The organism is Pseudarthrobacter sp. RHLT1-30-1, assembly GCF_059383415.1.
In genome coordinates, this window is the sequence record NZ_JBWZCG010000009.1 from 117,816 (window position 1) to 137,915 (window position 20,100).

The 20,100-nt window shown below is 64.1% G+C and carries 15 protein-coding genes and 2 pseudogenes; 9 read left to right on the plus strand and 8 right to left on the minus strand.

Features of this window, described 5'->3' with window-relative positions; genetic code table 11:
* Positions 1–200 precede the first annotated feature (200 nt).
* From AC50YM_RS08990 to AC50YM_RS09020, 7 genes and pseudogenes are all read left to right on the plus strand, one after another.
* Positions 201–1,142 carry a helix-turn-helix domain-containing protein gene (locus tag AC50YM_RS08990; protein ID WP_494956605.1) on the plus strand — a complete coding sequence of 314 codons (942 nt, stop codon included), beginning with the start codon at positions 201–203 and terminating at the stop codon, positions 1,140–1,142.
* A gap of 1,443 nt (positions 1,143–2,585) precedes the next feature.
* Positions 2,586–4,184: a PucR family transcriptional regulator gene (locus AC50YM_RS08995; RefSeq protein ID WP_353917536.1), complete on the plus strand. Its 1,599-nt coding sequence runs from the start codon at positions 2,586–2,588 to the stop codon at positions 4,182–4,184.
* Complete coding sequence (locus tag AC50YM_RS09000; protein ID WP_353917537.1) at positions 4,181–5,113, plus strand: glutaminase; 933 nt, start codon at positions 4,181–4,183, stop codon at positions 5,111–5,113. The genes AC50YM_RS08995 and AC50YM_RS09000 overlap by 4 nt, the downstream gene beginning before the upstream one ends.
* Before the next feature lie 86 nt (positions 5,114–5,199).
* Entirely contained in the window at positions 5,200–6,714 is a 1,515-nt protein-coding gene (locus tag AC50YM_RS09005; RefSeq protein WP_353917538.1) for an amino acid permease, read from the plus strand.
* Between the two features lie 300 nt (positions 6,715–7,014).
* Complete coding sequence (locus tag AC50YM_RS09010; protein WP_494956606.1) at positions 7,015–8,742, plus strand: thiamine pyrophosphate-dependent enzyme; 1,728 nt, start codon at positions 7,015–7,017, stop codon at positions 8,740–8,742.
* A gap of 69 nt (positions 8,743–8,811) precedes the next feature.
* Positions 8,812–8,952 (plus strand): annotated as a pseudogene (locus AC50YM_RS09015) (transposase); the annotation flags it as partial.
* 814 nt (positions 8,953–9,766) lie between these two features.
* Positions 9,767–11,032 carry an IS110 family RNA-guided transposase gene (locus tag AC50YM_RS09020; protein WP_494956607.1) on the plus strand — a complete coding sequence of 422 codons (1,266 nt, stop codon included), beginning with the start codon at positions 9,767–9,769 and terminating at the stop codon, positions 11,030–11,032.
* A gap of 916 nt (positions 11,033–11,948) precedes the next feature.
* On the opposite strand, the gene AC50YM_RS09025 is transcribed toward AC50YM_RS09020, so the two are convergent.
* The 8 genes and pseudogenes from AC50YM_RS09025 to AC50YM_RS09060 all read right to left on the minus strand — a co-directional run bounded on the left by AC50YM_RS09025 (position 11,949) and on the right by AC50YM_RS09060 (position 17,746).
* On the minus strand, positions 11,949–12,296 hold the full coding sequence (locus AC50YM_RS09025) for a hypothetical protein (protein WP_494956608.1): 348 nt from the start codon (positions 12,294–12,296) through the stop codon (positions 11,949–11,951).
* Positions 12,297–12,688: 392 nt separating this feature from the next.
* Positions 12,689–13,174 carry a hypothetical protein gene (locus AC50YM_RS09030; RefSeq protein WP_494956609.1) on the minus strand — a complete coding sequence of 162 codons (486 nt, stop codon included), beginning with the start codon at positions 13,172–13,174 and terminating at the stop codon, positions 12,689–12,691.
* The gene (locus AC50YM_RS09035) at positions 13,152–14,048 is read right to left on the minus strand and encodes a dihydrodipicolinate synthase family protein (protein ID WP_494956610.1); all 897 of its coding nucleotides are present in this window, start codon (positions 14,046–14,048) and stop codon (positions 13,152–13,154) included. The genes AC50YM_RS09030 and AC50YM_RS09035 overlap by 23 nt, the downstream gene beginning before the upstream one ends.
* Positions 14,049–14,177: 129 nt before the next feature.
* Positions 14,178–15,083 (minus strand): EamA family transporter, encoded by a 906-nt coding sequence (locus tag AC50YM_RS09040; protein WP_494956611.1) that lies wholly within the window; start codon positions 15,081–15,083, stop codon positions 14,178–14,180.
* A gap of 1 nt (position 15,084) precedes the next feature.
* On the minus strand, positions 15,085–15,825 hold the full coding sequence (locus AC50YM_RS09045; RefSeq protein ID WP_494956612.1) for a B3/B4 domain-containing protein: 741 nt from the start codon (positions 15,823–15,825) through the stop codon (positions 15,085–15,087).
* Positions 15,818–16,423 carry a helix-turn-helix domain-containing protein gene (locus AC50YM_RS09050; protein WP_494956613.1) on the minus strand — a complete coding sequence of 202 codons (606 nt, stop codon included), beginning with the start codon at positions 16,421–16,423 and terminating at the stop codon, positions 15,818–15,820. The genes AC50YM_RS09045 and AC50YM_RS09050 overlap by 8 nt, the downstream gene beginning before the upstream one ends.
* Before the next feature lie 103 nt (positions 16,424–16,526).
* A pseudogene (locus AC50YM_RS09055) lies at positions 16,527–16,748 on the minus strand (DUF808 family protein); the annotation flags it as partial.
* 494 nt (positions 16,749–17,242) lie between these two features.
* Positions 17,243–17,746 carry a TspO/MBR family protein gene (locus tag AC50YM_RS09060; protein WP_494956621.1) on the minus strand — a complete coding sequence of 168 codons (504 nt, stop codon included), beginning with the start codon at positions 17,744–17,746 and terminating at the stop codon, positions 17,243–17,245.
* 375 nt (positions 17,747–18,121) lie between these two features.
* On the opposite strand from AC50YM_RS09060, the gene AC50YM_RS09065 reads away from it, so the two are divergent.
* Positions 18,122–18,532 carry a DUF1003 domain-containing protein gene (locus tag AC50YM_RS09065; RefSeq protein WP_494956614.1) on the plus strand — a complete coding sequence of 137 codons (411 nt, stop codon included), beginning with the start codon at positions 18,122–18,124 and terminating at the stop codon, positions 18,530–18,532.
* Between the two features lie 202 nt (positions 18,533–18,734).
* A complete protein-coding gene (locus tag AC50YM_RS09070; protein ID WP_494956615.1) occupies positions 18,735–19,031 on the plus strand; it encodes a hypothetical protein in 297 nt (98 codons plus the stop codon).
* The last annotated feature ends 1,069 nt before the right edge of the window (positions 19,032–20,100 follow it).

Consider the following 20,100-nt stretch of genomic DNA (forward strand, 5'->3'; position numbering starts at 1 on the left):
TTCGGCTTCGATGCCGTTAGCGCGGCCCGGGCCGCGTATGATCTGAGACACACTCTAGGTTGGCTGTGTGGCAGGACGCATGACTTCCCGTGCACCGGGGCTTGCCGGTTTGTGCAAGCTTAAAAACCGTCCGATTAAGGTGGGACCCGAGGGCGGTTGAGAGTCCACAAGTTTCATGACGTTGCTGAAGGAGGCGATCCATGACAGAGGTGCAGACGTGGTCCACGGATCTCTTACCGGAGAAGGTCCGATTCGGGGCGTGGGCAGAGAAGATGAGCGCGCTTCACATGAACTGGGACCTGTCCACGCCTGTCGAGGACAGTTACGCCGCCCGTATCCGCTACAGGTCGACCCGCAATGTGAAGGTCGCCGACGTGCGCTGCTCGGCGCTGGTGGGTCAACACGCCCCTTCGGCCGATACACCTGACGTCGTGGGCATCCAACTGCAGCTCAGTGGCCGGCTGAAGTGCACCTACGGAGACGACCGGTTCACCATCGAGCCGGGTGATGTGTTCATCTGGGACAGCGAACGAGGAGGCACGTTCGACAGCGGCGGGCAGCACCGCCAGCTGTCCTTGCTCGTCCCGATGGAGCGCGTCCCGCAGTCCATGGCGCTGATGCTCGAGGGCAGCCGCCCCCTCACCGCGCGGCCCGGCGCCGGCACGCTTTCCATCGCCGCGGACCTGATCCGCGGGCTCGCCCGCGAGATGGACCACCTCAGCGACGACGCCGTTAACCGGACGGTGAACAGCCTCCTGGATCTCCTCGACTCCGCGGTCGCGCCTGCCAAGGGCATCGCGGCTGGGCAGCGCACTGCCCTCCTCGCTACCGTCCAGCAGTACATCCTGGAGCGGCTCGACGACCGGCGGATGTCGGTAAGTTCCGTCGCCGAAGCCCACGGATTCTCGGTTCGCACCCTGCACCTGCTCTTCGCCGGGTCGGGGACGTCCGTCGCCCGCTGGACGCGCCAGCAGCGGCTCGAGCGCTGCCGGCGCGAACTGGCCGGCGCATCTGGCTCCACGACGGTCACCGATGTCGCCTTCAGATGGGGCTTCAGCGACACGGCTCACTTCAGCCGTGCGTTCAAGCAGGAGTTCGGCGTCCCGCCGACGGCAGTCATGCCCGGCCGCGGCCAACGGTGAGGACATCGGATTGTGTCCGATGATAGCCTCAAGCATTGGAGCCCTTTGCGCCAGGCCATGAAGTTCTCGCGGGAATGCGCCCAGATTGACGCGGGGGTTCAGGGCAGTAAATTCGCCGGTCATTCGGGCCTCACAAGAGCAACTCTCACCCAGCCGTGGCCGAATATTTAGCTGCAAAATGAACCGTCATTCCCCAGCGTCCCGACATTAACTGTGCAATGCCACCTCGGGTGGGTGTCCGATAGCAGTCGTCACCGACGCTTCGGAGATCACCAGGCCGATGCGGAGCCACATCACGCATTGCGTGAAACTGTCTTGGCCCGCACTGTCACTCCAGACTTCTGGGCCCGGCAACAAAATGGGCAAAAATGAGGGTGTGCACATGTGCACACCCTAGGCTTCGGATCGGGTCGTACTGGTACCGGACTGGGCCGGATTGGAGATGTTTGCGGGGGAGTGGCGGAAATTCAAGTGCTGAAACCCGGTTCGAGTCCCACCTCGGGCACAGTGTTTCTGCAGGTCAGGAGCCTTTTTGGTGTTTTTTCGTGTGCACATTGTGCACACTCTCGCGTCTGATCTGATGTTCCGGGTGTGTGGGGTCCTGGAAACGGCCTATTCGGTTGTGTGGGGGAGCGGCTGCCTACGGCGGACCGGGTACCTCCTCCCCGTGGGGCCTCTTCTGGGTGTTCATCCTCGTTCGTCCTTCCCTTGGGTTTTCGCGTTCACTACTTCATGGTGGCCAGGGCCGCGTGCAACATGACTTGCTGATTATTCTTTAGATCGACCTGGGGTTGCGGCCGGTCCGGGTTTTCAGCTCTGATACCAGTTCATGCGGGAATGCGGGGGGAACTGCATGACATGGCAACTGATCCGGAGCAAATCATGAGCTCGCTGAGCCTGGCTAGTGAGTAGGCGCGCCGGCCTCGAGGGCGATTTCCAGGAACTTGTGGGCTTTGCTTCCATGGCCTTCCCACCGCCGCCGCCATCATTTTTCCAGTCACCGCCGCATCCGGCCCCTGGTATCCGACGGAACGGGCGCCCGCGCTGGCCGTCGGAACTGGGGACAACGGCTCAACGCGGCCCACTGATCATCGGTAAAGACCTGGAAACGAGAAACACACCCAAGTCCTCCAGCCAGTGGTCAGCCTATTTGGGAGACACGCCCTACTAGGCCGATGCCTTGACTGGAGACAAGGCTGGCGGCACCAGACTAAATGCCAATAGCGCCTCACCGACATCATCGCGCGGCGCTCGGACCGGTCGGAAAGTCGTCACGTCACCGAACGCAGTCAGTGGTGTTGCGTCGGCGCACGCTTTGGTCCGCGGACCTAAGACGGGCCGCGCAATTTAGCCTCTTTCCCATACTCTTGGGGATCCCCGCTCGCTAGCATGAAGTGTCCGGACAGAGCCGTCCGGGCGGGTGTCAATGTCAGAAGGAAGCCCATGCCCGCAGCTACAGTGGACGACATCCTCGCAGATCTCCCCCTGGGTTTCGCCAGCCTTGCGCTCCGGCCCTCCCGCACAGACGCGGCGATCGAACGGTTCCTGATCGTCGACGCCGACGACGAGACCTCCGACAGTGCGGCTGCTTTTGTCCTGCTGATCGGCGTTCGCGGACGCTCCGCCTTGCCGGCAGTGCGGCGCCTCTTGAAGAACCCGCCCCTGGTCCTGGCCGTCAAGGGCAGCCCGGAGGAACTGGCGGAAGCCCAAGAGCTGCTGCGCGCCGCCGGAACCGGCCTGCTGCTGGTGGACCCGGCCGCGGATTGGGACCGCCTGCTGTCCATCGCCAAGGACCGGATCCAGCCGCCCAGCTACCAGCGCGAAGTGCTGACCCTCCTCGAAGAAGACCTCTTCGCCATCGCGCAGACCACGGCCCGCCTGACCTCCAGCCACGTGCTGATCGAGGACGCCGCCAACAAGGTCCTGGCTTACTCCACGGTCTCAAACGCCATTGACGAGCTACGCAAGGCCTCGATTCTGGCCCGGCGCGGTCCACGCAAATACGAACTCCTCCTAAAGGACCTTGGCGCCTACCGCGAGCTGCACCGGACCCGCCTGCCGGTCCGGGTTCCCGCCCGGCCCCAGGATGGTCTGCGGGAGCGCGTCGCCATCACCTTGTTCGCCGGCAACCGCATCATGGGCTACATCTGGCTCCAGGAAACCGGCGCCGGCTTCGGCGACGACGTCGACTACGTGCTCACAGGATCCGCCGCGCGGGCCTCCGCCGAGCTGATCCGCTACCGCAACCAGCAGTCCGTGCAAATGCGCGAGGACCGGATAGCGCGCCTTCTTTCCGGTCCGGCGGAAGCTGCGGCGAGCGCGCACAGCGAGAAGATCCCCGCGGACCGTCCCTCGGCCCTGATCCTGATTGGGCTGTCAGCCACCGAAGCCCAGGCAGACGACGCCGCGCTCAAGCATGGGGAGCTGGCCAACCTCGCCTCGATCCACGCGGCCGCCTACAAACCGTCTGCCATCGTGGGACAGTTTCACGGCGACACCGCAGTAATCATTCCCGGGCTCCAGTCCGCCAATGCCGAGGCCGGGCTACGGAGCCTGGCCGAGGCAATCGTCAAGGACGCCGCCAAGCACCTCGGCATCAGCCCCTTCGCCGCCGTCGGACCCGTCGTCCCCGACCTGCTCTCGATCCATTCCGTAACCGGAATATCCGAAGCCCTGCTGGGGTGTATGCGCCGGTCCGGCGACGCCCCGGTGGCCACGGTGGACGATTTCGAGACAGAGATCCTCTTCCACGACGCCGTCAAGAATTTCACGACGGCGACCTTCCGGCACCGCAGCCTCTGGGCCCTCCTCCGGGAAGACGCGGAACTGGCCGAAACCCTGCGTGCATTCTTCGACGCGTCTCTGGACGTAGCCGAATGCGCGAAGCAGATGAAACTGCACAAGAACACCGTCTACTACCGGATCGGAAAGGTCAGCCGGAACACCGGTCTGAACTTCAGCAATCCCCGCGATTCGCTGGTCGCCCTGCTTCATGTTCATGAGTGGGCCGGCACGCAGAAGGAGCACCTGGGCAGAAAATGATGACAGCACTCGATTCCCCGCCGCTTGGCCTGGTACTGGATGACATTGTCCGCAGCCACCGGCCCCGGACGGAAGTGGGCTCAGCTCCGGCAAATATTCCGCACCTACGGTCCCTGCCGTTCGACCGCTTCGGCATCGCGGTTGCCACGACGTCCGGGGAAGTATTCAGTTCCGGCGACGCGGACCGTCCGTTCTCTATCCAGAGCATCTCCAAGGTCTTCACCCTGGCGATGGCCCTCAGCGCCGATGACTCCGGCTCGTTGTGGTCCAGGGTCCTGCGCGAGCCGTCAGGGACCTCATTCAACTCCCTGGTCCAGCTTGAAGTCGAGCACGGGATCCCACGGAACCCCTTCATCAACTCGGGCGCCCTGGTGGTCACCGACCACCTAATGGAAAGTTCTCCCGACGCCGCCGCTCAGGTACTGCGCTTCCTCGCCGGCCAGGTGGGCCAACCGGGTCCTTTCATCGACGAGATGGCTGCAACGAGTGAACTCTCCAGCAGCAGCCGTAACCTGGCCCTCGCCCACTTCCTGAAGGAATTCGGCAACCTGCGGCGGCCCGCACAGGCCGTGGTGGAGAACTACGTCAGGCAGTGCTCCATCATGATGAGCTGCGTGGAGGTGGCCAAGGCGGCCCTTTTTCTTGCACGGGATGGCCGCGGAGCGCAAGGCGCCGTGATCTCCAGGAGCGAGGCCAAGCGCATCGGCTCGATCATGCTGACCTGCGGCATGTATGACGCAGCCGGCGAGTTTGCCTACCGCGTCGGACTTCCGGGGAAAAGCGGTGTGGGCGGCGGCATCCTGGCCATCGTCCCCGGCGAGTGCGCCATCTGCGTCTGGAGCCCGCGGCTGGATTCCAAAGGAAATTCCCTGGCAGGCACGGCGGCTCTCGCTGATCTGTCTGACCGCACCGGGTGGTCGGTCTTCTGATCTGACGACTGGCTGTCCCCCACCTCTCCCCCCATAACCTCCCCACATAACCCATTTAGATCTCTGACAGGTCGAAAGGATCATCCATGTCCAACAACTCCAATGACGAGGTTGGCTTGTACCAGGCCGATGGTGGCCACTCCCATGCTTCGGATGCCCTGATCCACGCGGAGGACGCGGGCTATCACAAGAGCCTGAAACCCCGGCAGATCCAGATGATCGCGATCGGCGGGGCCATCGGAACCGGTCTGTTCCTGGGCGCCGGCGGCCGGCTCAACGCGGCCGGGCCGTCGCTCGTCATCGCCTACGCCGTCTGCGGTTTCTTCGCGTTCTTGATCCTGCGCGCCCTGGGGGAACTGGTCCTGCACCGGCCCTCGTCAGGATCGTTCGTGTCCTACGCCCGCGAATTCTACGGAGAGAAGGCCGCGTTCATCTCCGGCTGGTTCTACTGGATCAACTGGGCCACCACCACCATCGTGGACATCACCGCCGCGGCCCTGTACATGAACTTCTTCGGCAAGTACGTCCCCTGGATGGGGGCCGTACCGCAGTGGGCGTGGGCACTGATCGCCCTCATCGTGGTCCTCTGCCTGAACCTCGCCTCCGTCAAGGTCTTCGGTGAACTTGAGTTCTGGTTCGCCCTGATCAAGGTCGCAGCCCTCGTCGCGTTCTTGCTGGTCGGCACCTACTTCGTCATGTTTGGCACCCCCGTGGGAGGCCAGGAAGTCGGCTTCAGCCTCCTCACCGACAACGGCGGCATCTTCCCCAATGGCCTGCTGCCCATGATCATCCTCATGCAGGGCGTGCTGTTCGCCTACGCCTCGATCGAACTGATCGGCACCGCCGCCGGCGAAACCGAAAACCCCGAAAGGATCATGCCCAAGGCCATCAACTCCGTGGTCTTCCGCATCGCAGTCTTCTACGTCGGCTCCGTCATCCTGCTCGCGCTGCTGCTGCCTTACACCTCGTATGAAAAAGGAGTCAGCCCGTTTGTGACGTTCTTCGGATCCATCGGCATCCAGGGCGTGGACGTCATCATGAACCTCGTGGTCCTCACGGCCGCGCTGTCCTCGCTGAACGCTGGTCTGTACTCCACCGGCCGCATCCTGCGCTCCATGTCAGTGGCGGGATCGGCCCCGAAGTTCGCCCAGCGGATGAACAAATCCGGCGTCCCCTACGGCGGCATCGCCATCACCGCCGGCGTCTCCCTCCTCGGGGTCCCGCTGAACTATTTGGTCCCCGGCCAGGCGTTCGAGATCGTCCTGAACGTCGCCTCCGTAGGCATCGTCGTCACCTGGGCCACCATTGTGCTCTGCCAGATCCAGCTCCAACGGTGGGCAGAGAAGGGCTGGCTCGAACGCCCCTCGTTCCGGATGTTCGGCGCACCCTACACCGGATACCTCTCCCTGGTTTTCCTGCTCGGCGTTCTCGTCATGGTCTTCATCGATTCCCCGCTCACGCTGCTGGTGACCCTGGTGGCCTGCGCGCTGATGGTAGGCGGCTGGTACGCCTGCCGGAAACGGATCCACGACATCGCTGAAACCCGCGACGGCTTCACGGGCGCCGCGCCTGTGCTGGCCAACCGGACCCCAATCCACTAATCGAACATCCTGATGCCGACCGGTCACACAACCCGAACTACAACCTGGAAGCCCTCATGAAGCCACGAAACCTGCTAAGTCCCGGCCGCCCCCGCGCCCTGCAGGAACGCCGCCCGCCGGCCGCGCCCAAAGGCAACCCGCCAGCGCCGAACGACAGTTGCGAAGACGGTTGCTTCTTCTGCACCGGACCGGAAACAGACTAGGCACCCCGAACCGTTCCGCTGAATTCAGTGGAAATGCCATGCCCGCCAACCCAACCCAAGAAGACAAACAGTGATGAAAACGGAGTCTGCATCTACCATGACCGCAACCGACACGCACCCAGTCGAAGGCGACACCATCAAATCCCTACAGACGGTCCTGGCGGCTATCCCGGACACCGTCAACGGCAGCGGGGCCCTGAAATCCGCCGGTCACGTGGTTGTTGATTCGCTCATAGCGCACGGGGTTGAACGCACCTTTGTTGTCCCGGGGGAAAGTTTCCTGGACGTCCTCGACGGGCTGCACGGCTCCGGCATCGAGACCGTGGTCTGCAGGCATGAGGGCGGCGCCGCCTACATGGCCGAGGCCGATGGCAAGATGAACCAGCGTCCCGGCGTCGCCATGGTTACCCGCGGCCCCGGGGCGGCGAACGCCCACGTCGGCCTGCACACCGCATGGCAGGACTCCACCCCGATGCTGCTCTTTGTCGGCCTGATTCCGTTCGCGCACCGGGACCGCGAGGCGTTCCAGGAGTTCGATATCAAGGCGTGGTTCGACACGGGCGCCAAGCGCGTGATGGTCCTGGACCACCCCGAGCGGGCCTCCGAAATCGTCGCCGAGGCAATGTTCGCGGCCATGAGCGGCCGCCCCGGCCCCGTGGTGGTGGGCCTTCCGGAGGACATCATCCGCGCCCGGATTGATCCGGCCCTGCATCCGGCCATTCCGGTGGCCTCGGGCGGCATGAGCAGCACGGATGCCGGCGCCCTCGCCGAAGCCCTGGCCCAATCCAAGAAGCCGCTCTTTGTCACCGGCGGGAACGACTGGAGCCAAGACGCGGCCCGGGAGCTCACGGAATGGCTGGAAAATCACCACATCCCGGCCGCGGCGGAATGGCGTACGCAGGGAACCGTCTCCTTCGACTCCCCCTGCTATGTGGGACCGATCGGCTACGGCCGGCCCCGCCCCACCTTCGACCTCCTGGAGGAAACCGACCTGCTTGTCTTCGTCGGGACGGTCCCGGGAGATGTGATCACGGACGGCTTCGTCTGCAGGCAGGACTGGAACAAGAAGAACTTCCTGGTCACCATCGATCCCTCGCTGCGCGGCCGCTCCGGCCCCGTCTCCCGCCAGATCCTGGCCAAGCCCGAGGCCTTCGTCCGGGATCTGGTGAACATCGCCGCCCCGGTCAAGGAAGAGTGGAAAGCGTGGACAGCCCGGATGCGCGCCGAGCAGCAGTCCTTCGCCAGGCTGCCGCCGTCGGCCCCCGGCGACGGGCCCGCGAAGATGAACACCCTGATGGCGAACCTCGTCCCGCTGCTGCCGGAGGACGCCATGGTGACGTTCGGGGCGGGCGAGCACACCAACTGGGCCCACCGGTACTTCCCCACGCGGCGCTACGCCTCGATGATCAGCGCCCGGAACGGCTCCATGGGGTATTCGGTGCCTTCGGCCATCGCCGCCTCGCTGGCCAGCCCGAACCGCAGGGTGGTCACCATCGCCGGCGACGGGGAATTCCTCATGAACGGCCAGGAGCTCGCCACGGCCGCCCAGTACGGGGCCACGCCGCTCATCATCGTGATGGACAACCAGGAATACGGCACCATCCGGACCCATCAGGAACGCCACTACCCGTCCCGGGTATCGGGGACGCAGCTGAAGAACCCCGACTTCGGCATGATGGCCCGGGCCTTCGGCGGTTTCGGCATCACGGTCACCGAGGACAAGGACGTGCCCGCCGCCCTCGAGGCCGCGCTGGCAGCCATCGACCAGGACGGCGTGTTCGCGCTGGTCCACCTCGTCGTCGAACAGCGGGTGAAGGCCTACTAGAGGTGTCTCCTAATGCTTGGGTTGGCTTTTTGGCACCATTGAGGGGTGAGTTCTCGTTATGCCTTGTTGTCCGATGCCCAATGGATGACCGAGGGCATCATCTACCGCTACCGGGCGGGTATTCCATGGCGGGATCTCCCGTCACATTTCGGGTCGTGGCAGACCGTATGGAAGCACCACCGCCGCAACAGCGCCAGCGGGACCTGTGATCAAGACCACGGGAACACCCATGTCCGGAGATTCAGATCGTACTTGTATTCCCCCCGACCGGGGGAGCGGTCCGGCATCGAACAGTGGGGAGACATCCCCAATGAGGATCTGCTGACTGCTTTCACCGCTGTGAATGCGCACCTCGTCAGGTCCGACGAACCAGTGGCCGATGACCAAGTTCGCGTCGGACCGGGCAACCTCTGGAGCGAGATCACCTTCCCGGCAACGTGAACAGAATGCAAAAGGATCGACTATTGTGGCCTGCTGGATGTCACGGCACCACGATGGGCGGGTTCGCCAAAGAGCACTTTCCCTGATCTTCGCCTCCGCCTCAAACGCCCCGTGGACCATCCCCTTCGTCATTCAACTCTGCGGCGAGTATGTCATCGAGTTGGGGGAGGATGTGTTGGCCTTCCTGACGCTGGAACTGCCAGATCGACCGGTTCTCCAAGAGGCTTACAAGCGGTTTTCCCATTAGAATCCTCAGTTCATCAGCCTTACGGGGCAGAGAGCTGCAAGCTATTGGCTAGATGATTACCGACGAAATGACACGAGATGAATACCCTCAACTAGCCAATGTGTCCCTTGCGGGACGCCCGTTCCGGGCTGAAAATGTGCTTGTGGTCGCCTGTCGACGCCGTGGTTCTATGGTTCTTTCAGGCCGTCGACTAGCCGGGCGCTGGGGATCACGCTGTGGGCCCTTCACTGTTTCTGTTGTTCAGGACGAGGACTAGATTCCGATTTTTCCCGGTGATCCCCGCGGGCGGCCGCTTTCCAATCAGCGGATGTGTTTGGTGAGGAGATGACGGGGGCCATGCTGGCCGAATCCCAGGATGAGGAACAGATTATTGCCAGGGTCGCTGCCCTGGATATCGGCAAAGCCGAACTCGTGTGTTGTGTCCGGGTCCCCGCGGACGGGAACCCGAAAAAGCGGTTGCAGGAGGTGTCCACGCATTCAACGATGACCCGATCCTTGACGGAGCTGGCCAACCATCCGGTGGACTTGCGTATCGAGCGGGTGGTGATGGAGGCGACCTCCGATTACTGGAAGCCCGTGTTCTATCTCCTCGAGGCCCACGGGCTCGAACCGTGGCTGGTCAACGCACGTGACGTCAGGCATCTGCCGGGACGTCCCAAAACCGACGTGCTCGATTCCGTGTGGCTGTGCAAGGTCGCCGAACGGCAGATGCTCCGGCCCAGCTTCGTCCCGCCTGCCCCGATCCGTCGGCTCCGGGACCTGACCCGGTACCGGATCGATCTCATCGGAGCACGGACGGCGGAGAAGAACCGGGTTGAAAAACTCCTCGAGGACGCCTGCATCAAGCTCTCCGTTGTGGCCTCGGATATTTTCGGGGTGTCCGGGCGGGCCATGATGGCGGCGCTCATCGCCGGCGAACGGAACCCGGTGCTCGCGCAGCTGGCTCGGTCGAGGATGCGGACGAAGATCACCGAACTTGAGGAGGCCTTCACGGGCCTCTTTGATGACCACCATGCCTTCCTGCTGGCACGGATGCTTGCCCGGATCGACGGGATAGACGCCGATATCGCCGCGGTCGATGAACAGATCGAGGCGGAACTGGCCCCTTTCGCGGAGGCGGCGGAACGCCTGGATGAGATCCCGGGCATCGGCCCCGTTGCCGCCGCCATTGTGCTGGCCGAAATCGGGGTCGACATGTCCCGGTTCCCGACCGAGGGTCACCTGTGTTCCTGGGCGAAGTTCTCCCCGGGCATCAACTCCTCGGCCGGGAAGAGCAAGGGCAACGGCTCGACCGGCCACGGCAACCGCTATCTCGCCCGGGTCCTGGGCGAGGCCGCCGTCGTGGCTGGCAGGACGGATACCTTCCTGGGCGAACGCTATCGAAGGCTCGCCCGCCGCCGGGGCAAGAAGCGGGCCATTGTCGCCGTCGGACGTTCCATTCTTGTCATCGTCTGGCACCTGCTGCAGGATCCGGAGGCCCGGTTCCGTGACCTCGGCGCCGATCACTTCAGCCGCCGCACCAACCCCGACACCATCAAACGCAACCACGTCCGCCAACTCGAAGCCCTCGGCTACACCGTCACCCTCACCACAGCAGCCTGACATCAATTTTCATGACCCATCCGCCCGGCCGTCCTCGCCCCCGGGCACCCCCGCACGCGCCGACACCAGCAACATCACCTCATTTTCGGACTAGCAGCCTTGAAGCTCTTGGCACGCTTGTCTGGCTGATCCGAGGTTGCGGACTGCGTACGAAGCCACGAATCGCGTTCCATTGGGCGCCGACTGTCCCGCAAGGGGTTCCCTAACGGGACACGACAACGTTATGCCGTCGTGGGGCAGTTCGTGCTGCGTTCGGGGAGAGGCCTTGATCGTTGGCACCGTGCCGTGGCGGCGGCTGGTGGCGCCGCCGGGATTCCGTTGTCTTCGTGTGGCTCTGTTAGTCCGCGGTCAGCGTCTGAAGGGGCGCTGCCTGGTCATGTAGCGGTGCGCCGATGGGATCGTGAATGGCTTGAAGGGAGGTGACGTGGTGATGGAGAGTCGAGAGGCTGAGCATGCCGTGCTGTATGCCCAAGACTCGGAAACGGGCGCGGGCATGACCCGGTTGCAGCCGCGGTTGGGCTTCTCCAGCAGGATCAAGTTTCAGGGCGAAGAAGCGCCGCGCCCTGTCGATGCGGGGTGCGGCAGTTTGGGGGAGGTCTTTGGTGGGCGAAGTGGGGGTGTGGACAGTGTCCACACTTTAGGTCTCGGACTGGGCCGTACCGGTGCTGGACTGGGCCGGATTCCGTATGTTTTGGCGGGAGTCCAGTGTTTGCAAGGGCGGGAACCCGGTTCGAGTCCCACCTCGGGCACGTGTTTTCCCTGTTCAGGGGCTTGTGACCTCCAACCCGTTGGCGCCTCCGCCGGCCTGGAAAATGACCGGCTGGCCCTGTCTGGAAGGAGGGATGGGCAGCGCCCCTAGGTGCAAGCCCCGACGTGAAGGGATGTCGGGTCGAGGGTGTTGTTGAAATCAGGCGGGCTAGTGCTTGGACCAGCGTGGACGGGATCGCTCGATGATGCTGGCGGTCGCAGCAGCTGCTGTGAGTGCTGCAGCCAGCAGAAGCGGCACCCAAACCGTTTGTGCGATGGTTGCACCCGCGACGGCTGTCCCGGCTGATCCTGCAGCGATCTTGAGTGCGCCTACCCAGATGAAGACCTGGCCGCGAGCCTCAACGGGTGCGTATTCGCTTCGCGCGGCGAGTGTTGCCGCGAAGAACATCGAGTTAGCGACCCCTGCCAGGCAGAAGGCAATGAGGGATGTGGGGAGTGTCGGAGTAAGCATCACCAGTGTCAGCGTTGCCGCGACGAGTGCAGCGAGGGAGCTCATGAGAGGGTCTGCGTCGCGGCGAAGCGGCCGAAGCATGAGCCCTGCTGATCCGAGAAGATTCCCTATCCCGTAAGCCGCAACCAGTGTGCCGGCGGCTGAGGCCCCGCCGAACGCAGGAGCTGTTGCAACGGCGTAGATCGGTAACGCGGCGACGGAGAATGCGACGGTCACGGTGAGCCCGAGTGTGCGGCGAAGCGGACCACGTTCCCATATCAGGCTCAGTGTTCGCCCGGGGGATGGTACGTCTACTGCCTTGTCGGGTGGCTCTTGCTTGGGGAGTGCGAGGACGGCTCCCGCCCCAACCACGGCGGCTCCGGCCAGAACCAGGGTCGCTGTAAGTGCGTCGGATGCTGCCGCGATCCACGCGACTGCTGCGGGGCCGAGGGTGCCGCTCAGCCCGTAGCTTGCGACGTCCAGCTTTGTGCTCTGCGTTGGCTGCCCTGCTCAGGGCCGGCGATGGAGGGCAGACGGCTGCTCACCCCGCCGGTAAGCATCGGCCCGAAGATGCCGGAGACAAAGAGCAGCATGGCTGGCCAGATCGCCACTGTGACCGGCAGGAGCAGCGCAGCAGCACCGAGCAGGACCCCGTGGAGGACAGCGGAGAGTGCGATCACCTTGCGCCCGTCACGGGCTGTATCGAGGTGTCGTGCGATGAACGGGCCGAGCAGGTGGGGTGCGGTGATTGATGCTCCCAGGAGTCCGGCCAACCAGCCCGGCATCCCGCAGGCGTGCGCGAGCAGCACGATAGCGACTACTGCGCCGCCGTCTGCGCTACGAACCAGGGTCGCGGCGAAGACGTAGCGTGCCAGCGCCCCGGCCCGACGGTCCTTCCTGCGTGGAACGCCGAGGCCAGCGCTACGGGTTGAGCCCGAGCTCATCGACAATCCTGCCAATAACGGCACGCTGCTTTTCGGTCAATCCTTGGAGGGGAAGCGGCAGGCTCGATTTTGAAGCGAGCCCCAACTGTTCTGCTATTGCCGCAACGACCCGGATACTCCCGCCAAATTCTGCAAATGACTGCCACAACGGTGCAAGCCGTTCGGACTCGGCCAACGCATCCGGGATTCGTCCTTCCAGGGCGGCCCGGGTGATCCGCATCGCCAGGGCGGGCAAGGTGCCCCCGATGACCGAGTACCAGGCATCGCAGCCGGCAGCCAGGCCGGCGGCGGCGTGGGCGTCGTCGGAAACTCCGATGGTCACGTGTTTGGGCACAATTGCCCGAATCTCTTCCACTCGTGCCGTAGCCTGCTGTGGGTCCGCTGGTACCCCTGGGATTTTGATAGAAGCGATACGGGGCAGTTCCGCGATGCGTCCGTAAAGCTCGGTGCCGAAGGTGAAGTGTGTGGTGCCGGGATTGTCATAGACGACGACGGGCAGTGACGAGTGCGCTGTGACCGTCCGGAAGAGTTCGAACACATCATCCTCAGTGAGGGGCTGATAGGTCATCGGCGCCAGCAGCAGCGCCGACGCTCCCGCCCGCTCGGCGTTTTCGGCGTTCGTCAGGACTTGTGAAGTCCGCAGCGCCCCGATCCCGATAAACACCGGTGTTTCGCCGGCATTCTCGACAGCCAGGTGCGCAACACGGCTCCGCTCATCATTGCTGAGGTAGGCGTAGGAACCGGTGGAGCCGAGCGCCGTGATGGAGTCGACCTTGGCCTCGCTGAGCCTCTGTACCAAGCGGATAAACGAAGCCTCGTCTACCGCATCCTGTGCTAGCGGGGTGATGGGAAAAGCACTCAAGCCAGTGAACATCGTTCCAACTCCCTTATGAGGATCCGAATGAAAGCAGTGTTTAGGCGCGTCCTGCTATGGCCCCATGAGCGGGCATCCGCGGGTGCCGGAACCTGCACGCCGTTGAGGAGGCAATTGCGCTGTGGGCGGTCAGCCCGCAAAGTCCAGATCGGCGGGACTGGGGTTCTGCTCCAGGCGCGCCGGGCGCCGTCGTCCGCCCCGCTGCGCAGCGGCGCCGGCGAGGACGACGAGCAGGATGCCCAGGACCTGAATGGCCGAGGGCCGCTGATAAAGGATGAGCAGTCCGAGCAGGATGCCCAGGGCTGGCTCGAGGGCCATCAGGGTGCCGAACGCGGTGGGCGTCATCCTGCGCAGGGCGAGCATTTCCAACGCGAAGGGCAGCACGGGCAACAGAATGGCCAGCCCGGCCGCTACGGCCAGGATCCCGAAAGTGAGGTGGCCGGCAGCTTGCGGGATGCCGACGACGGCTGCCGTCGCCGCAGCGATAGGCACAGTCATAGAGAGCGCCCCGATTCCGGTGAAGTGATCCCCGATCCGCTGGGTTAGCAGGATGTAGACGCCCCAGGCGCCGCCCGCCAGCGCCGCCCACGCCACTCCAATCGGGTTGAAGTCGCCCTGCCAGGGTTGCGTCAGTAGGACGACGCCGAGCAACGCCACGGCCGGCCAGATGAGCGCCTTCCTGTTGTGGCTGCGCACTGCGGCGACCGTCAGGGGTCCCAGGAACTCAATGGCCACGGTGGTGCCGAGCGGTATGCGTTCGATCGCGGCGAGGAACGCGATCGACATTATGCCAGTCGTGATCCCGAGTCCGACCAATGGCAGCACGTCGCTTCGGCGGACGGAACGCAGCGGCGGGCGGGCGATCGCCAGAAGAACGATGGCTCCCATACTGAGCCGGAGCCACGCTGTTCCGGCCGGGCCGACCTCCCCGATCAGATCCACCGACAGAGCAGAACCCAGCTGAATTGAGAGCATCGCCGTCACGGCCAGTCCCCACGGCGGGACCGCGACGTTCAAAGCGCTTCTCATGCGCATGTCAGTTCCCTTCATGGGGTGTAGGGGCCGAGGCTATCCGACGGCGGGCGATCCTGACGTCCGGCCCGAGCCGCGCCAGCCGGCCGGCCAGGTCGTCGGCGGCGGCGTCGAGCGCCTCATCGGTCATTGGGTGGAGGGCGTCGAGGATGAAAAGAGCCGTTGAGGTGTCTTCGCGGAGTTGGGTTCTCCGGCCTTGGCGCCAGTTCCAGCGCCGGCAGGTCACGCCCGCGTCATCGCACCACACCACCTCGCCCGGATCCGGGTGCTCAATCACCTCAATGCCCCCCGCGACGGTGTCAAACGCCTCCGTGCCGGCGGCCCGGAGAAGCCGGGGCGCCCCGATGTAGCAGGTAAGGTTTTCGCCACCCAGCGGTACCTGATGCAGCACCGAGACGGCGTTATAGATATCGGTGAGCCGGTTCACCCGCGGCAGACCGGACGCCGCGCGGCGCAGCAGGGCCTCGAGGCTGTTGCGGGTGCGCTGCGGCTTGGCGCCGAACGACTTGTAAGCCTCGCGCCACGCAGCCACGTGCGGCAGATCCTCCACAGGCCGGGCGCTCAGTGCTTCGCGGGCTGAGGCCTCCGCTGCTTCGAGCAGCGTGTCACTGGCCTGATCGCTTGGCCCCGGGACAAGCCCGTCGATTGCCAGCAGGACGGCGCGGTAGTCCGGCCGCAGCGAGAACACTTCGGCGGCGACTTTGCCGCCGCCGAGGAATTCCTGAAGTGTGCCCAGTTCACCCATCGGTCGCCTCCGGCCGGTGTCCTGATCCGACGCCCGGCTCGAAGACCGCGAGGGAGAATCTTGCCGGTTCCGTGCCCGGATTGGCGTAGGAATGTGCCACATCGCCTGGGAAGGTGATCGCATCGCCGACATCGAGGATGACAGATTGGTCTGCGATCACAACGGTGACCGTGCCCTGCTGCACCTGCAAGAGCTCCTTGGTGCCCGATGTGTGAGCCTCGCTCGCGTGACGGTCGCCGGAACCCAGGGTCCAGTCCCAGAGTTCCACCACATCCGGCGGTTCCGTACCGGCCACCAACAGCCCCCGGCCACCGGATTCCCCGCTCCACAAGGCCGCACCCTCACCGCGCCTGGTGACCTTCAGAGGCTTGCGCTGGGGCGACTCGACCAACGCCGGCAGTCCTACCCCGAGCGCGTCGCTGATCCTCAAAAGCGTCCCCACACTGGGGTTCGCAGCGCCCTGTTCGACGTTGACCACCATTCGGCGGCTCACTCCGGCAGCCTCGGCCAACTGGTCAAGCGTCCATCCCCGGGACTGCCGCTCCTGCCGCACCCTGCCGCCTATTGCTACCGCGAGGGCAGATGTATTCTCATCCATAAGTGCATCATACTGCACCCAGAGTGCACTGTGAACTTAGACTTGGTCCAGAGGGAAGCCGAAAGGGCCGACGGGCGGGCCTGACGACGGCTCGTGGACCTTTTCGGAGCGCGCCCAAGAAGATCCGCTTGATCATCGGCAGTTCGCGAGACGGGTCCTCCCCGGACACGTACTGCGGGGTGACGGAGGCGTCGTCGATTACCACGCCGGCGGCCTTGGCCCCGCCTTTGGCGGCTCCGGTAGAGACGTCGTCCACCGAGGCGGCCTCTATGCGGGCCAAGGCCGCGACGTCGTCCAGCAGGGCGACGGGGCCTAGCTCACAGATCGGAGACCTGGACCCGTTCGTCCGGCCTTGACCCTATCAGCGGTCAACAAGTGCCTCCGAACCCGGCGACAACACCCCCCGGATCATCAGTAACAGGGCAGGAAAGTCATACCGGGTCCAGCGACCATGTCCCCGGCGATAGGGAACCCAATAAATGTAACGGGGGGGGGGGGGCACTTTCATGGCCGGTAAGACCAGGAAACCCCCGGCACGGGGGTTTTCGCCGGGCGGTCCCTCCGCTAATTGGGGGGAAGCGGAGGGCCCGCAACTCACTGTACTGCGGCGTGGCTTGGGATCTCAAGGGGGATCCAGGCGACCGCTTGATGCCGGGTCTCCGCCATTCGCTGAAGGCCCTGATGGCTATGGAGTAGGACTCGCTTAACAGGCGTTTTTGGGCTCGGATGCGAGCACCACCCCGACGGATTCTCGGCCCGGGGCATCGGCTCAAACGAGGATCGTGGGGGTTGCAGTGTCCCCGGTGCAGGGTCGGCGCGTCAGTTGGTGGTTGCCGCATACAGGTTCAGGCTGGCGGAGAATACAATCCATGAAATGTAAGGGAGCATCAGTACCCCGGCGGTCCGGCTGATGGGGCCGAAGCGGAGAACTGTGACGCCTACTCCCAGGGCCAGGGCCGTGATGATAAGGAGTGCCAGCCAAAGGGCGGCGGTTCCGAGCATGGGATACATGCCGAAGAACGTTGGTGCCCACGACAGATTCAGGGCCAACTGGACGCCGTAGGCCAACATCGCGCCCCCGCGTCGGACAGACCACTGGCGCCATACGAGCCAGGCGGCAACGGCCATGGCTGTGTACAGCACCGTCCAGGTCATCCCGAAGACCCAGCCCGGCGGTGTCCAAGGCGCCTTGCTGGCGGTCGCGTACCAGCCGTTAGCGTTCGCGATGATGGCCAGCGAGCCCAGAAATGACACCGCGTGGGACAGGGCCAGAAAGCCCAGCAAGGCCGCTATCTGATGGCCGATGCCAGCTTTGCCCGGCATCGGCCGGGCGGGGATGGGTTGTTCAGATTTCGCGGGCACCGATACACCTTGGCCAATCCCGGGGCGGCCGTCAAACCGGACGTTACGCCGGGCCCGAACGTTGCCCTCAAATTCTCACAGGCAAGTGTCAAATGATGACCACATCGAGCTCTTCGGCTCCCATGTGGCTCCGCTAGTGCACAGGAGTTCGTTCGCCTGCTCCAGCAGCCGGATCCGCTTCCTGGCATCCCTGCTGGCTTCGCCCGGTAGTAAGGCCCGTCAGCTCCTTGTCGGGCTGGCCGACTGGGCGGTCGCTGACACCGCGGGCGACCGGTTCCTGAGAGTGCCTGTCTCAGTCCCTCGTAGATTCCTGAACCGCCGGGACTACTCTAAGGCATGAATCATCGAGTACAGACCTGGCACGACAAGCACAAAGCATCCCTGACACGAGGCCAGCGGGCCGCCGACGTCATGCGCAACGGCATGGGAAGCTGGCCCTTCGTCGGAAGCTTCATCGGGTTCATGCTGATTTGGGCCGCCATCAACACCTGGGCGCTGGCGAACAACGCCTGGGACCCGTATCCCTATATTCTTTTAAACCTCTTGCTCTCGATGCTGGCCGGACTTCAAGGCGCCATCCTGCTTATTGCCGCCAAGCGCCAGGATGCGATCGCCGCGGCGATGGCGCAGCACGACTACGACACCAACGTGAAAGCAAAAGAAGAGATCGAGCTTTTGATGGACATCAACAACCAACAACTGGAAATCCTGCACGAGCTAAGAAGGCTGGCGACCGCAAGGCCTTGACCTGGACCGCAGCCGGGAAACCTGACACGCCGTTATCCTCCCAATATCCGCGCACTGCACCGTGCGCAGGCCACAACGCAGAGGTCGGTGGATCTCACAGCCGGTGTCTGGCACTGGATGAGCATTGGGGCGGACTGGCTTTCACAGCTTCCCCATAGGCAATCGGTGCCCTGTTCCCATGTGGGGAGCCCATGATCAGGGTATGAGCGCATGGAGAAGAAAAATAGTTCCCGGGCTGGCAGCCGTCGCGGCGTTTCTCTTGGTCGCAGCCGGCGTGGCCGGTATCGATGAAATGGCCAACGCGAAAATCCCGGGTCTGGCCACCGGAAGCGTCCAGACAGCGACCATGAACACCGAGCCGGGGCTTGAGCATGTCTTTCTGGCTGGCCTGAACCAGGGCACACATCCCGGTGGTTTCCCGAATGATGAACCCCGGGAAGACAAGTACGACGAAAACTATCTTGAAACACTCCACTTCCCGCCACGTCCCCTGGCCTGAGAACACCGGACCACCAGCAGGCCATCGATACCGGAACGAAGAACTTCATGAGCTACTGGTACTACAGCACCGCGCTGGCCGGGGGCGATGCTGGTCGCTGGATGGAGGCACTCAGTTGGGAAGGACGCCGCCAGTGACGCCATGCACGCTCTGGACCGGATCAGTGGTGGAACTCCGATGGGCATGCTCTCTGAGATGACGGGCGTTGAGGTTAGCGCGGTGGCCAGGTGATGAGGTCCCACACCGTGGAAAGGAGGGGTGTTGACCAGAGCCTCGGACTCAAAGCACTGGACGCGCCAATAAGAGCCGCCGGCCCGGATCGACAGACGCTTCTCAGTCCAGGTTCATCCCTGCTCACCTGCACTGAGGATGGACCGCGCCACCGCCGTCAGACAATGAACTGAACCCTCGCCCCGCGGAGTTGGGCCAGCCAGGCCCTTGCCGGGGAACGGTTGGCTGTGAGAGGGCGCTGGGTACGGACTCACCTCCAATGGAAGGTCAGCCCTAACAACCAGCTGTTTGTGAGCGTCAGCTTCAGTTGATATCCGCTATCAGAAGTCTCGGCAGGTGTAACGGGGGAGTGTCCCTCCAGACCTCCTTGTGCGGTTGCCGGGCTCCTTCGTCACCGAGAGCAAGACCGGCAAGTTCCAGCCCGAACGCCGGCAGGCTCAACATCTAGATCGCGCTCGTCGACGAAAGGCCTCACAGCGACGCCCACGCCGGTACCGTGGGGGACCCTGATTTGCGGCAACAAGAACGACCACACCGTCCGCTACAGCCTCGGTCGTTCGACCTCGCCCATGGCCGTCCCCTCCTACTCGAAGGATGCGCCGTCCGATGACGTCCGGCAGCGACTTCCCGGCGCCGAGCACCTGACAGCTGCGCTCGAGTGGACCGAAGCCGGCCAACGTCGTTCGCGCCCCGCGTTCGATAGTCTCCCACCGGAACTCGTCCCCCATTCCAGAAGGTCTCCTCGGGTATCTCACACAGGGTAGGAGTGCGTTGGAACGAGTTCGCGGAAGTCATCACCCCACGTGGATGCGTGGGCGACGGGCGGGATCCGATTCGT